The following is a 14,040-nucleotide window of genomic DNA, read 5'->3' as shown; positions in this document are numbered from 1 at the left end:
GTGTGCGCGGATCACGGCCGAAAGGCGCCCTTGCGGCTCCGGGCCCGGCCGCCGAATACTCCCCCCACAGCGCACTTGTCAGGAACACGACGTGTCCGGTATCCGGTGTGATTCCGGACGGGCGTGCTCTCCGGCTGCGCCTCACGGGCCTGCCCACCCAAGCGGACCCCCGATTCCCCTTTGGAGGAAGAAGTGAGGATCAAGCGCACTACCCCCCATACCAGAGCGGCGAGACGTATGCGGCTGATCGCCGTGGCGTCCGGCCTCGCCGCCGCCACGGCGCTCGCCGTCCCGACTGCCAGCGCCGAGCCCCCGGCTCCCACCTACAGCGCGCGGCAGCTCTCGGACGCAGGTGACGCGGTGCTCGCCGCTGACGTGGCGGGCACCGCGTGGCATGTCGACACCAAGACGAACACCCTCGTCGTCACCGCCGACAGCACGGTCTCGCAGGCCGAGATCACCAAGATCAGGCAGCAGGCGGGGACCAATTCCGGAGCGATCCGGATCGAACGCACCCCCGGCAAGCTCAGCAAGCTCCTCTCCGGCGGCGACGCCATCTACGCGAGCAGCTGGCGCTGCTCCGCGGGCTTCAACGTGCGCAGTGGCAGCACGTACTACCTGCTCACGGCCGGGCACTGCACCGACGGCGCGGGCAGCTGGTACACCAACTCCGCCCGCACCACCCTCGTCGGCCCGACGGCCGGCTCGAGCTTCCCCGGCAACGACTACGGCCTGGTCCGTTACAGCAACTCCGCGGTCAGCCACCCCGGCACCGTCGGCAGCGTGGACATCACCAGCGCCGCCAACGCCACTGTTGGCATGTCCGTGTCCCGGCGCGGCAGCACCACCGGCACCCACAGCGGCACGGTCACCGGCCTGAACGCCACGGTCAACTACGGTGGCGGCGATATCGTCTACGGCCTCATCCGCACCAACGTCTGCGCGGAGCCGGGCGACAGCGGCGGCCCGCTCTACTCCGGCAGCCGGGCGATCGGCCTCACCTCCGGCGGCAGCGGCAACTGCTCCTCCGGCGGTACGACCTACTTCCAGCCGGTCACCGAGGCGCTGAGCGCCTACGGCGTGAGCGTCTACTGATCTTGTGCTGAGCCTCCGCTGAGCCCTTCTGCTCAGCCTCTGCTCGGCCCCTGATGATCACTTGCTGATCTTGGGCGGCGGTCGGCGGGCGCCCGTCGGCCGCCGCCCCCTTCCCGGGGCCTTCCCAGGCCCTCCCGGCCCGATCTGGGCGGGACTATCGTGGAGATCAGACCCCATATGGGGCCCGGATGCCCGGGCGCGGGCATCACTCGCGATACGGACGGCAGGTGGCCGTGATGGTCGAGGAGCTCGTCACAGCGGGGGTCGCCACTCTCTCCTGCGGCGCGGTTTACGTGATGGCGGCGGCCCGGGTGGTCAAGCAGTACGAGCGCGGGGTCGTCCTGCGCCTCGGACGGCTCATGCCGCACGTGCGCGAGCCGGGGTTCACCATGATCATTCCGGGCGTGGACCGGCTTCGCAAAGTGAACATGCAGATCGTCACGATGCCGGTGCCCGCTCAGGAGGGCATCACCCGGGACAACGTGACGGTGCGCGTGGACGCCGTCGTCTACTTCAAGGTCGTGGACGCCGCCGATGCGGTCGTCAACGTCGAGGACTACCGGTTCGCGGTCTCGCAGATGGCGCAGACCTCACTGCGCTCGATCATCGGCAAGAGCGAGCTGGACGATCTGCTGTCGAACCGCGAGAAGCTCAACCAGGGCCTGGAGCTGATGATCGACAGCCCGGCGCTCGGGTGGGGCGTGACCGTCGACCGGGTCGAGATCAAGGACGTGTCGCTGCCGGAGACGATGAAGCGGTCAATGGCCCGCCAGGCGGAGGCCGACCGCGAGCGGCGCGCCCGCGTCATCAACGCCGACGCCGAGTTCCAGGCCTCGAAGAAGCTGCGCCAGGCGGCCGCGCAGATGGCCGACACACCGTCCGCGCTCCAACTCCGTCTGCTGCAGACCGTGATGGCCGTAGCCGCGGAGAAGAACTCCACGCTGGTGCTGCCCATCCCGGTGGAGCTGCTGCGCTTCCTGGAGCGCGCCCACGAGGGCCCGCAGCACCCCTCGGTGCAGGCAGCGCCGGATTCGCGACAGCAACCGGAGCCGGAATCGGAACCGGAGCCCAGGTTGGAGCCCGGGGTGGAGCCCGATCTGGGACCCGGGCCCGAGCTGGAGCCCGAGCTGAGGCCTGAGCCGGAGCTCGGTCCGGAGCCCGAGCAGGAGGCACTGGAGTCTCCGGCCACCGCCCCGTACGGCGACGGCGGCCGCCCGGCGGGCGACGGGCCATCGGAATCCGGAACCGGAGAGTCGATTACCGGACAGGCGTAGCCGGACGTATCCACCGCCCCGCGCTGAAACTCCCGCCGTCCTAGGAGCCCGTACGCCGATCTGACGTGCGCCGCTACCGGTGCGCCCCCTTCGTGAGGGGGCGCACCGGTTTTGGCGTACGAGGACCTGAACTCGGTCTTGTGCACCACCCCCGAACCTCGGAATACTCTGCGGCGCACTTGGCCTTTTGGCATGGACGCGACTTGTAATGCGAACCGCGAGCGGCCGACGCGAAGCGGTGTCGCGCGGGAGTCACGTCCTCGTTCGGTACAGCTGCATACGTCCTCCGGGCCGACGCTCCCCACAGCGGGCCCAACCCCCCACTGGAGGTCTCGACTTGAAGCACCGACGTATTTCCAAGCGCCGCACGGCCGTCGCAGCGGCTGGAGCGGCGGCTGTCGTCGCCACCGCGTTCGCACTGTCGAACGCCAACGCCGCAACCACCCCCAGCGTGGACACGCTCACGTCCACCGCAGCGGGGAAGCTCGCGTCCACGCTCGCCTCCGATCTGGGAGCCGACACCGCCGGGTCGTACTACGACGCCGGCGCCAAGAAGCTCGTGGTCAACGTGGTGAACGAGGCGGCGGCCCAGCAGGTTCGCGCGAAGGGCGCAGAGGCGAAGCTCGTCAGGAACACGCTGGCCCAGCTCGACTCCGTCAAGGACACCCTCACCGCGAAGGATGTAACGGGCACCGCCCGTGCGGTGGACGTGAAGACCAACAAGGTCGTCGTCACCGCCGACAGCACGGTCAAGGGCGCCGAGCTGGCGGAGCTGAAGAAGCAGATCGCGGCGCAGGACGGCAAGGCCGTACTGAAGCAGAGCAAGGGGAAGTTCACCACCAAGATCGCCGGTGGTGACGCGATCTGGGGCTCGGGCGGGCGCTGCTCGCTGGGCTTCAACGTCACCGTGAACGGCCAGCCGGCCTTCCTGACGGCGGGTCACTGCACCGAGGCCATCCCGAGCTGGTCCGACTCCGAGGGCGGCTCGGAGGTCGCGACCACCACGGACGGCAGCTTCCCGGACAACGACTACGGCCTGGCGACGTACACATCGGAGGTGGACCACCCGAGCGAGGTCAACCTCTACAACGGCAGTGCGCAGGCGATCAGCAAGGCGGGAGACGCGACCGTCGGCCAGCAGGTGCAGCGCAGCGGCAGCACCACCCAGCTGCACGACGGCGAGGTCCTGGCGGTCGACGCCTCCGTCACGTACCCGGAGGGCACGGTCAACGGTCTGATCCAGACCAACGTCTGCGCCGAGCCGGGCGACAGCGGCGGCTCGCTCTTCGCGGGTGACACGGCGCTTGGTCTCACCTCCGGCGGCAGCGGCGACTGCTCGTCCGGCGGCGAGACCTACTTCCAGCCGGTGCCCGAGGCGCTCGAGGTCTTCGGGGCGCAGATCGGCTGACGCGCGTCGGCTGAGGAACTCGGCCGAGGCAACTCGGCTGACGCGACTCGCGACTTCGCGACTTCTGCTGAGCCGACCCGGCTGAGCCAACCCGGCCTCCGCACATCAGCTTGACGCCCGACAGCGGCGGGGCTCGCGGCCCCCGGGCACCCCCACAGTGTCCGGGGGCCGCGGTCGCATGTCAGGTCAGAAGGCGAAGACGGCGCCGCCCTGCATGCCCCCCTCCATCACGCATGCGTTGGCGAAGGTGTAGGACCAGGAGACTCTGCGGCCCTCCCAGACCCCGTCCGCGGTGACCACCACCGGGTCCCAGATCTTCGTACACATCCGGCCCTGGCCGCCGTCCCCGGCCAGCGCCGCGAACTCCCCGTCGACAGCGCGGAGTTCCTTACACGCCTGCGCGGCGGCCGGGTGCGTCCCGCCCGGCCTGGGAGCACAGTTCAGCAGTACGGCCCGCTGTACCGAGGCCGTCGTGGCGTCCTCGCCCTTGCCGACGGTGAGCACCAGGGCCGACGGGGAGTAGAGCGAGTCCGCTTCCACGGTCCCGGCCTGTGCCACTCCGCTCGTACCCGCCAGCCACCCGACGGTCAGAGCGGCGACCGCTCCCAACGCCCGTACGGTGTACCGCATATCGAACTCCCTTGTTCGCAGGTGCAGATACCGGACGGGAGTCTTGCTCATGCGAACGGTGAACGCACGTCGATCGGTCACTTCCGGTCGTGATCTGCGAACTCACCGTGGCCGAATGTATATTCGGGCAGGTCGGAGGTGGTGCGTGGCCGCAGGCGCGCCCGTCCAGTATGTGGACAAAATTCCCTGGTTCAAGTAAAAACTTCCTTCCGGCCTGCGCAAATGTGGCTTCGCGAGGTTCCCTGGCCGCCCCATCTCGACCGGAAACCGCCGGTCCCCACCGGCGTGTCCCTCTTCCTGCCGTGCTTCCGTGCTTCCCGTCGTGCCGCCGTCGTCCCGGCACCTGCTCCAGCAGTGATCCAGATGCCGCGTCGGAGGTCCGGGATCACGATGGACGTATGGCCGCTGAGCTCCGTCCCCAAGGCCGTAGCGGAGGTCGATATGGACGTGACGGTGGGAACGTTCAACCTCAACAACCTGTTTTCGCGGTTCAACTTCCGAGCGGAGATATCGGCGATTCAACCGACCGAGCCCGGCGGTGGGCTGACCGCCAGTTATGTCTTCGAGGACCCGGAGCAGGTGCGTATCCGCACCTACAAAGGAAAGCTGGTCAAGGGGAAGGAGGCCGACGATCAGAAATTGATCGCCGAACGGATTTCCCGTATGGACCTCGATGTGCTGGCGGTCCAAGAGGTCGAGGACATCGACACCTTGCGGTTCTTCGCCGCACAGCAACTCGGCGGCTCCTACCCTCATCTGTCGCTCATCGAGGGCAACGATCCCCGGCTGATCGATCTGGCCCTGCTGTCGAAATTCCCGCTGGGCCCGGTCACTTCCTGGCAGCACGCCGTCCACCCCGAGCTGCCGGACAAGCGAGTCTTCAGCCGGGACCTGCTGGAAGTGGAAGTCCTGGACCCGCGCGACCCGAGCCGGCGCCTCTTCACCCTCTTCAACAATCACCTCAAGAGCCAGTTCGTCGAACCCGGGGAGGATCCTGAGGCCGGCAAGGCCGCCGCCGACACCCGCCGGCGGCAGCAGACGGAGACCATCGCCCGGATACTCGCCGAGCGCAGCCGCTCGGACGGGCGTTTCGTCGTGGTGGGCGATATGAACGACACTCCGGATGCACCGACTCTCGCCGCCCTCGCCGACTCCGCCGACCTGGACGTGACCGATGGACTGGCCCAGCCGGTCGAGACGCGCGAGCCCAAGCCCGACACTCCGCCCCCGCCGCCCTCGGGAGCGTGGACGCACAGGTTCAAGGAGGCCGGCCGGCCCGCCAAGTACGAGCTCTTCGACCAGATCTGGCTCGGTCCGCGCCTCGCGCCGCGTCAGAAGGGCGCGTTCATCGACCGGCGCACCCGGCACGGCGGTGACGGCAGCGATCACGATCCCGCCTGGGTGGTGCTCGAGTTCTAGCTCCCTCGTCCGTGCACCTGCTTTGCGCGGGCACAGCGCCGCGTTTTCGGAGGACCCATGCCACTCGATTCCTACGGTGTACTGGCCTGCCGCGCCATTGGACGGCGCCGCGAGGGAGCTGCCGACACTCCGCACTACCAAATACATCTCACCGACAGCGCCGGTACCGCCTACCGGGCGGCTATCAACGTCCAGTCCCAGCAGGCCCCGTCCGAGCTGCTGTTCATCGCCGACGGCGATTTCCGCCATCCGGTGACACAGCTCCTCCCGCCGGCCGCCAGCGGATGGACGCCACTGCCGTCGCAGCCGGGCACGGCCAGCCTGGACTTCATCCGCGGGAATCTGTTCGTTCCGACTTCGATGCGGCCGCTGCCACCCGACGTGCCGGGCGTGGACAACGACCTGGCCGATCTGCTGGACCACTACGTGGGGCGAGCCATCGCGGATCCCATGGTCGCCGTGTACGTATTCGGGCAGCGATGGGGGCCCGAATCGGTCCGCCGCGACAAGATCTTCGGATTCCTGCCCGGTAACGGCGTGCACGACGTTCACATGAACCAGGGCAACACCGGGCGGTTCCGTGCCGACGACGGGGTCTGGCAGGACGGCGGACTGATGCTGCACCTGCCCGCCGAATCGCGTTGGGTCGCCGTATTCCTGGCCTTCCAGTCCCAGGCCTGGCACACCGACGACACCACCGGCCACGCCATCGAGACCGCACCGCGCAGGCCCGCTTACGGTGATGCACCTCTGCGCATCGTGGCCGCGCTCATCAACCCGGCCGGTCCCGCCCCCGAGGCCGAGACCGTCACGCTGGTCAACGCCTCCCCGGCCCCGGTCAACCTGATGGGCTGGCACCTCGCCGACGCGGAGTCGCGCATGCTGCCGCTGCCTGAGCGGATGCTCGACCCGGGCGCCACGATCGCCGTGCCGGGCGGCGGCGACGGCGACGGGTTCCACCTTGGCAACAACGGCGGAGCGGTCACGCTGCTCGATCCGTCCGGGCTCAAGGTCCACGGCGTGGCTTACACGTCGGAGCAGGCTCGGCGCGAAGGGTGGACGGTCACGTTCTGAGGCGCGCCAGAGGAAGATCCGTTCCCTGGAAGATCACCGGGCGTACGAGGAGCTCCGGCGGCGAGCCGCCCGTATCTGGTCGTACGGATGTTCGAGGCTTGGTCTATGGTTAGGGGTGGGAAAGCGAAAGGATTCGGCCAGGGGGTGGGCGAGCGACAGGAGGTGCGGATGCCCGGATTCACGCATCTGCACACCGTCTCCGGGTTCTCCATGCGGTATGGCGCCGCGCACCCGGAGATGCTGGCCTGGCGTGCCGCGGAGCGCGGCATGGACGCCGTGGCGCTGACGGACCGGGACACGCTCGCCGGGGCCGTCCGGTTCGCCAAGGCGTGCGCGAAGGCCGGAGTCCGGCCGCTGTTCGGTACAGAACTGGCCATAGGGGAGCGGGTGGAGGACGCCCGAGGGCGTACGTCACGCAGGCGCACGCCGGTGCGCGGCGGAGCGTTCATCGACGAGTCCGCGCCCCGCGTGGTCTTCCTCGCCCGCGACGGCTCAGTCGGCTGGGCCGCCCTGTGCCGTCTGATCTCCGCCGCCCACGCGGACACCGAGGCCGAGCGGCCCGTACTGGACTGGGCGGACCTGGAGAAGTCCGCGGACAGCGCCAATGGGAGCAGCGGTGGGAGTGGGAGTGGGCTGACCGTGCTGCTCGGCCCCGACTCCGACGTCGGCCGCGCCCTCGCCGCGGGCCGCCCCGACCGGGCAGCGCGGCTGCTCGAACCCTGGCGGGAGATCCACGGCGATGCCCTCCGCCTGGAAGCCGTGCACCACGGGCGCAAGGGCACGGGCCCCGGCTCGCTGCGGCTCGCCGCCCGCACCGTCGGATTCGCCGCGGACCAGGGCGTACGGGCCGTGCTGACCAACGCCGTCCGCTACGCCGACCCGCGCCAGGGCCCGGTCGCCGACGTGCTGGACTCCGCCCGCCGCCTCGTCCCCATCGACCCGCGCAAGCCCGACACCCTCGATACCGGCGAGCGCTGGCTCAAGGGCGCCCGGGACATGGCGCGCATCGCCGAGCGGGTCGCCGAGGCCGCGGGCTTCGGACGGGACGCCGCGCATCGCCTGCTGGAGGAGACCCTGCGGACCGCGGCCGAGTGCCTCGTCGACCCCGAGGACGACCTCGGGCTCGGCAGCGTGCACTTCCCCGAGCCGCACCTGGTGGGCGCGGAGCGGCGGACCGCCGACCGCGCCCTGGCCTCCCGCTGCGCCGCCGCCATGGTGCTGCGCGGCTACGACCGCGACCGGAGGCGCTGGGAGCGGTTGCAGGAGGAGCTGGACATCATCGCGTTCCACGGCTTCGCCTCGTACTTCCTCACTGTCGCCCAGGTCGTCGACGACACCCGCGCGCTCGGCATCCGGGTCACCGCCCGCGGCTCCGGCGCCGGCTCCCTGGTCAACCACCTGCTCGGCATCGCGCACGCCGACCCCGTGGAGCACGGACTGCTGATGGAGCGCTTCCTGTCCAGGGACCGGCGCGTGCTGCCCGACATCGACATCGACGTCGAGTCGGCGCGGCGGCTCGAGGTCTACCGCGCGATCTTCGACCGCTTCGGGGCCGAGCGGGTCGCCACCGTCGCGATGCCCGAGACCTATCGCGTACGGCACGCCATACGGGATGTGGGCGCGGCCCTCGGCATGGACCCGGCCGAAGTCGACCGGCTGGCCAAGGCGTTCCCGCACATCCGCGCCCGTGACGCGCGGGCCGCGCTCGCGGAGCTGCCGGAGCTGCGCGCGGTCGCCGCGGAGCAGGCCGCGCAGGCGGAACAGGCCGAGCGGGCCGGGCAGGCCGCGCGGACCGAGCAGGGTGCCGCACAGGAACGTTTCGGTCATGGCAAGTTGTGGGAGCTGGTCGAGGCGCTCGACGGGCTGCCCCGCGGCATCGCCATGCACCCCTGCGGGGTGCTGCTGTCCGACGCCTCGCTGCACGCCCGTACGCCCGTCGTCGCGAGCAGCGGAGACGGCTTCCCGATGTCGCAGTTCGACAAGGACGACGTCGAGGAACTCGGGCTGCTCAAGCTGGACGTCCTCGGGGTGCGGATGCAGTCCGCGATGGCGCACGCCGTGGCCGAGATCGAACGGGCCACGGGGGAGCGGGTGGACCTGGACGACCCGGCCACGGTGCCGCCGGGCGACCCCGCGACGTACGACCTGATCCGCTCCACCGAGACGCTCGGCTGCTTCCAGATCGAGTCGCCCGGCCAGCGCGATCTGATCGGGCGACTGCAGCCCAGCACCTTCCACGACCTCGTCGTCGACATCTCGCTCTTCCGGCCGGGCCCGGTCGCGGCGGACATGGTGCGGCCGTTCATCGAGCGGCGGCACGGGCGGAAGGCGCCGCGCTATCCGCACCCGGATCTGGAGGGCGTGCTGAGCGAGACGTACGGCGTCGTGGTCTTCCACGAGCAGATCATCGAGATCCTGCGGATCATGACCGGCTGCTGGCGGGGCCGCGCGGACGAGGCGCGCCGGGCGCTGTCGGACCCGGAGCGGCAGGGGCGGGTGCGGGCCTGGTTCTGGGAGGAGGCGGGCAAGCGGGGCTATGAGCCCGAAGTGCTCGCGCGCACCTGGGAGATCGTCGAGGCGTTCGGCTCGTACGGCTTCTGCAAGGCGCACGCCGTCGCCTTCGCCGTGCCGACATACCAGTCCGCCTGGCTGAAGGCCCACCACCCGGCCGCCTTCTATGCGGGGCTGCTCACCCACGACCCCGGGATGTACCCGAAGCGGCTGCTGCTCGCGGACGCGCGGCGGCGCGGGGTGCCGATCCTGCCGCTGGATGTGAACCGGTCGGGCGCCGCTTATCTAATCGAACTGGTGTCTGGCGATAAAGCCGCATCAAGGGATATTTCTGAGGAGACTTCAGAAGGTGCTGCAGGGGGCACTTCAGGGGATGCTCCAGAGAGCAAGTGGGGCATACGGCTTGCGCTCTCCGAGGTGCACGGCATCAGTGAGGCCGGGACGGAGCGGATCGCGGACGGGCAGCCGTACGCCTCGCTCCAGGACCTGTGGCTGCGCGCGCGGCCGGGGCGGCCGGTCGCAGAACGGCTCGCCCAGGTCGGCGCGTTGGACGCCTTCGGGGACAACCGCCGCGACCTGCTGCTGCACATCGCCGAACTGCACCGGCGGCAGCGGGCGCCCAGGGGCGGGGCACACGCAGGGCAGCTGCCGCTGGACGCGGGGACGGGAGCCGAGGGAGGCACGGGAGCCACGGGAGCCGATGTCGCGGAACCCTTGGGGCTCCCGGACCTCGACGCGTCCGAGCGCCTCGGCGCCGAGCTGAACGTGCTCGGCATGGACACCTCCCGCCATCTCATGGGCGACCACCGGGAGTTCCTCGAGGAGCTCGGCGTGATCCCGGCGCGGCGTCTCGGCGACGCGCGGCACGGTGAGACGGTGCTCGTCGCCGGTGCCAAGGCCGCTACGCAGACCCCGCCGGTCCGCTCCGGCCGCCGGGTCATCTTCACGACCCTCGACGACGGCACGGGCCTGGTCGACCTGGCCTTCTTCGACGACAGCCATGAGGCTTGCGCGCACACGGTCTTCCACTCCTGGCTGCTGCTCGTACGGGGAGTGGTCCAGCGGCGCGGGCCGCGCAGCCTCAGCGTGGTCGGCGCGGCGGCCTGGAACCTCGCCGAGCTCGCGGAACTGCGCCGCGAGGGCGGCCTGGACGCGGTCGCGGCCCGCCTGGCGGCCGCGGGCCCCGGCGGCGGGCCGAGCGCGGACGGCGACTCGGCTCAGGAGCCCGCCGCCCCGTCCGGCGACGCGGACGATGCGGGTGCCGAGGACGCCGCGGACGCTACGAACGGCCGGCGCATCCGCATGCCCACCGGCTACGAGATGCACCCCTGGGCGGACCTCCGCCCCGCGGGCGAGGGCACCCCCACGGGCCGCAAGCTGTGGCACTCCAGCCCGGGGAGCGCAGGACGATGACCGCCGCCGCTCCGCGTCTCCGCGCACCGGAACGGACCCGCGTCGGCCCGTCCGCCGCCCCGGACCGCTTGGCGGTCGCGACCGCGCTCGCCCTGAACTCGGGCCTGGCGAAGGACCCGTCGGCACGTGTGCCGGCCGAAGCCGGAGACGTGGCCTTCCTCCGCACGGGTTCTCCGGCGACCAGTCCGGCGGCGAGGGCGCCGCGGGCCCGGGACCTCTCGGCAGCCGAGGTGGTGGCCACCGCCGAAGGCGCGTTCCGTGCGGCCGCACCGCGCCTCGGCTTTTCGGCAGCCACCGGCCGGCAGCCTGCCGACGCGGGCGCGCACGCCGAGCGCCCGGCGCCCGGCACGCACGCCGGAAGCCCGGCGAGCTCTCGGCCGACGGCAGGTGAGCGTGCCGCTGAGGCGCACGCGCGCGTGCGGACTGCCGGGCGGGGGCGGCCGGACAGGAAGCCGGGGAGCGGGGCGGGCGACCGTGCCGCCGAGCCGCACGCGCGCGTGCTGTACGTGCGGTTCCGGTGTGCCGGGGCCGAAGAGGCGCTCGGGGCGGACACATACGAAGGGCTTCTCGGGCTGCTCCGCGAGTTCAGCCCCGTCGTCGAGGCGCTTCCGCCCGACGCCGCGCTCGTCGACGTCCGCGGCGCGCTGCGGTACTTCGGGCGCGACGCGGCCGGGATCGCCGCGCTCGTGCGGGTCCGTGCGCTCGCCCGCTACGGCGTCGACTGCACCATCGGCGTCGCCGCCAACCCGCTGCTCGCCAGGATGGCCGCCCACGACTCCGCGCCAGGCGCGGCCCCCATCCGCACCGCCCCCGATGACCCGGGCGCGGTCGCCGACTTCCTCGCTCGCAAACCCGCCACCGCGCTGCACGGCGTCGGCCAGGCGACCGCCCGCACCCTGGCCGCGTACGGCCTGGACAGCGTCGAGCGGATCGCGGCCGCACCGCCGGCCACCCTCCAGCGCATCCTCGGCGCGGCCGCCGGGCGGCGCGTCCACGAGCGGGCGCGCGGCATCGACCCGACCCCCGTCACCCCGAACGCCCCCGCCCGCTCCATCGGTGCGGAACACCGCTTCGACCGCGACGAGCTGGACCCGGACGCGCGGCGCCGCGCGCTGCTCACGCTCGCGCACGAACTCGGCGTCCGATTGCGTACGGAGAGCCAGGTTGCCCGGGCGCTCACGCTCACCGTCCGTTACGCCGACCGCTCCACGACCACACGTACCCGCGCCCTGCCAGAACCGACCGCCCACGGCCCGGCGCTGACCGCCGCCGCGTACGCGCTGCACGACGCTCTCGCCCTCCAGCGGGCCCGGGTGCGCGCGGTATCGCTGCGGGCCGAGGACCTGGCGGGCGCCGAACTGGCCGCGCATCAGCTGACGTTCGACGCCGCCGACGAGAAGTCCCGCCGCGTCGAGGCCGTGGCCGACCGGGCGCGTGCCCGCTTCGGTGCCTCGGCGATCCGCCCCGCCTCGGCTTTGACCAACGATTGGGACGTCGCGTGAAGGTCATGTGTCGGTTTCTTTACCGCTATATGACTGGCCAGTAGCTCTACTCGCCCGTAACTTGAACCAAGAACAGCTGTCTTGTGATCCGGATCACAGGGAGACGGGTTGACCCAGCCCGTTTGACCCCCCGCGAGGAGATCACATGAAGCTGCCCTGGAAACGGGTGCGGGGACTCCGCGTCCTGTCCGCCGCCCTGCTGACCGCCGCACTGGCCCTGACCACCGCTTCAGCCACCGCTTCAGCCACCGCGTCCGCCCCGGCCGACGGCGCGTCCGCGTCCGCCTCAGCCTCCGCCGCGAAGTCCAGCGGCTGGAACGACTTCTCCTGCAAGCCGTCCACCGCCCACCCCCGCCCCGTGGTCCTCGTCCACGGCACCTTCGGCAACGCGACCGACAACTGGCTCGGCCTCGCCCCGTATCTGGTCGCGCGCGGCTACTGCGTCTTCTCCCTCGACTACGGCCAGTTGCCCGGCGTCCCCCTCTTCCACGGCCTCGGCCCCATCGAGGACTCGGCCGACCAGCTCTCGGCCTACGTCGACCGCGTCCTGGCGGCGACCGGAGCCCCCGAGGCCGACCTGGTCGGCCACAGCCAGGGCGGCATGATGCCGCGTTACTACCTCAAGTTCTTGGGCGGCGCTGCGAAGGTGCACGCCCTGATCGGCCTTGCGCCCTCCAACCACGGCACCACCATGAACGGGTTCACCCAGCTGCTCGACTACTTCCCCGGCGCGGACGACGCCATCGACGGCATGGCCCCGAGCCTCACCGACCAGATCACCGGATCGGAGTTCCTGCGCAAGCTCAACGAGGGCGGCGACACCGTCCCCGGCGTGCACTACACCGTCATCGCGACCAAGTACGACGAGGTCGTCACGCCGTACAGCTCGCAGTTCCTCTCGGGCCCCGACGTCCGCAACGTCGTGCTCCAGGACCTGTGCCCGGTCGACCTGTCGGAGCACGTGGCGATCGCACTCCTCGACCGGCTCGCCTTCCACGAGACCGCCAACGCCCTCGACCCGGCCCACGCCACGCCTACGAGCTGCTGGTCGACCGGCTGAGGCCGAACCGGTCGGCAGGAGCGCGCCGCTGGGGCTCCCGGCCGGTGATCCGCGCCGCCGCGCGCGCCGGCGGACGGATCATCAGCGTCAGGGCCGCGACGGCGGCCGTGACGAGGAACGCGGCCCGGAGCCCGTAGCGGTCGGCACAGGCGCCGAGCACCGCGGGACCGGCGACCGTGCCCAGCCCCAGGAAGAAGACCGTCACGCTGAAGCCGGTCGAGGGCTGCTCGGGAAAGACGTGGTAGCTCCACACCGCGAGCAGCCCCGACCCGGCCATGAAACACGGGCCGTAAAGCACGGCGGACAGCGCGACGGCCGGCAGCGAGCCGGGCGCCGCGCCCAGCAGGGCGACCGCGGCCGCGATGCCGGTGAACAGCCAGGCGTGGGTGCGGCGCAGGCCGTACCGCGCGATGACGTAACCGGTCAGCGCGCCCGCGGTGCCCGCCAGGCCCATCAGGGTCCAGAACAGCGGTGCCGTGGGCGTGCCGCCGCCCGCGTCCTCGCGGGAGATCGCCTCGACGGCGAACGCCCAGTACACCGCGCCGACCAGCCCGTACGACAGCGCGGTGAGGAAGAGCGGCACGGCTGCCCGGCGGTGGGCGAACCGGCGCAGCCCGGCGCGCTCACAGCCGCCGGTCCGCGCGCGTGCTGCCG

The 14,040-nt window shown here is 71.4% G+C and carries 10 protein-coding genes; 8 read left to right on the top strand and 2 right to left on the bottom strand.

Annotation, left to right across the window (positions count from 1 at the left end; translation table 11 throughout):
* Nucleotides 1–192 precede the first annotated feature (192 nt).
* The 3 genes from ACTWP8_RS35980 to ACTWP8_RS35970 all read left to right on the top strand — a co-directional run bounded on the left by ACTWP8_RS35980 (nt 193) and on the right by ACTWP8_RS35970 (nt 3,777).
* Nucleotides 193–1,095 carry a S1 family peptidase gene (locus ACTWP8_RS35980; RefSeq protein ID WP_443326269.1) on the top strand — a complete coding sequence of 301 codons (903 nt, stop codon included), beginning with the start codon at nt 193–195 and terminating at the stop codon, nt 1,093–1,095.
* 236 nt (nt 1,096–1,331) lie between these two features.
* The gene (locus ACTWP8_RS35975; protein WP_443326268.1) at nt 1,332–2,369 is read left to right on the top strand and encodes a slipin family protein; all 1,038 of its coding nucleotides are present in this window, start codon (nt 1,332–1,334) and stop codon (nt 2,367–2,369) included.
* Between the two features lie 337 nt (nt 2,370–2,706).
* Nucleotides 2,707–3,777, top strand: coding sequence for a S1 family peptidase (locus ACTWP8_RS35970; RefSeq protein WP_443326267.1), 1,071 nt, complete (start codon nt 2,707–2,709; stop codon nt 3,775–3,777).
* Nucleotides 3,778–3,963: 186 nt separating this feature from the next.
* Here the strand turns inward: ACTWP8_RS35970 and ACTWP8_RS35965 are convergent, their stop codons facing one another.
* Complete coding sequence (locus ACTWP8_RS35965) at nt 3,964–4,407, bottom strand: subtilase-type protease inhibitor (protein ID WP_443326283.1); 444 nt, start codon at nt 4,405–4,407, stop codon at nt 3,964–3,966.
* Nucleotides 4,408–4,797: 390 nt separating this feature from the next.
* On the opposite strand from ACTWP8_RS35965, the gene ACTWP8_RS35960 reads away from it, so the two are divergent.
* The 5 genes from ACTWP8_RS35960 (at nt 4,798) to ACTWP8_RS35940 (ending at nt 13,386) form a co-directional block, all read left to right on the top strand.
* The gene (locus ACTWP8_RS35960) at nt 4,798–5,826 is read left to right on the top strand and encodes an endonuclease/exonuclease/phosphatase family protein (RefSeq protein ID WP_443326266.1); all 1,029 of its coding nucleotides are present in this window, start codon (nt 4,798–4,800) and stop codon (nt 5,824–5,826) included.
* A 57-nt stretch (nt 5,827–5,883) separates the two neighbouring features.
* Nucleotides 5,884–6,900: a DUF2278 family protein gene (locus tag ACTWP8_RS35955; RefSeq protein WP_443326265.1), complete on the top strand. Its 1,017-nt coding sequence runs from the start codon at nt 5,884–5,886 to the stop codon at nt 6,898–6,900.
* A gap of 168 nt (nt 6,901–7,068) precedes the next feature.
* The gene (locus ACTWP8_RS35950) at nt 7,069–10,824 is read left to right on the top strand and encodes a DNA polymerase III subunit alpha (protein WP_443326282.1); all 3,756 of its coding nucleotides are present in this window, start codon (nt 7,069–7,071) and stop codon (nt 10,822–10,824) included.
* Between the two features lie 497 nt (nt 10,825–11,321).
* Nucleotides 11,322–12,326: a DNA polymerase Y family protein gene (locus ACTWP8_RS35945; RefSeq protein WP_443326281.1), complete on the top strand. Its 1,005-nt coding sequence runs from the start codon at nt 11,322–11,324 to the stop codon at nt 12,324–12,326.
* A 145-nt stretch (nt 12,327–12,471) separates the two neighbouring features.
* The gene (locus ACTWP8_RS35940) at nt 12,472–13,386 is read left to right on the top strand and encodes an esterase/lipase family protein (RefSeq protein ID WP_443326264.1); all 915 of its coding nucleotides are present in this window, start codon (nt 12,472–12,474) and stop codon (nt 13,384–13,386) included.
* Here ACTWP8_RS35940 and ACTWP8_RS35935 read toward each other — a convergent pair.
* A partial coding sequence (locus ACTWP8_RS35935; RefSeq protein ID WP_443326263.1) for a YbfB/YjiJ family MFS transporter occupies nt 13,361–14,040 on the bottom strand: 680 nt, incomplete at its 5' end. The two genes, ACTWP8_RS35940 and ACTWP8_RS35935, sit on opposite strands and share 26 nt — an antisense overlap.

This window comes from Streptomyces sp. 7N604, assembly GCF_052245475.1.
Lineage (GTDB): Bacteria > Actinomycetota > Actinomycetes > Streptomycetales > Streptomycetaceae > Streptomyces.
Note: the sequence above shows the minus strand (reverse complement) of the source record. Positions and strands in the feature narration are given on the sequence as shown.

What these genes read in the sequence shown, in the direction of transcription:
- ACTWP8_RS35975 (WP_443326268.1), top strand. Translation starts at nt 1,332, where the DNA reads ATGGTCGAGGAGCTCGTCACAGCGGGGGTCGCCACTCTCTCCTGCGGC.
- ACTWP8_RS35965 (WP_443326283.1), bottom strand. Translation starts at nt 4,407, where the DNA reads ATGCGGTACACCGTACGGGCGTTGGGAGCGGTCGCCGCTCTGACCGTC.
- ACTWP8_RS35960 (WP_443326266.1), top strand. Translation starts at nt 4,798, where the DNA reads ATGGACGTATGGCCGCTGAGCTCCGTCCCCAAGGCCGTAGCGGAGGTC.
- ACTWP8_RS35955 (WP_443326265.1), top strand. Translation starts at nt 5,884, where the DNA reads ATGCCACTCGATTCCTACGGTGTACTGGCCTGCCGCGCCATTGGACGG.
- ACTWP8_RS35950 (WP_443326282.1), top strand. Translation starts at nt 7,069, where the DNA reads ATGCCCGGATTCACGCATCTGCACACCGTCTCCGGGTTCTCCATGCGG.
- ACTWP8_RS35940 (WP_443326264.1), top strand. Translation starts at nt 12,472, where the DNA reads ATGAAGCTGCCCTGGAAACGGGTGCGGGGACTCCGCGTCCTGTCCGCC.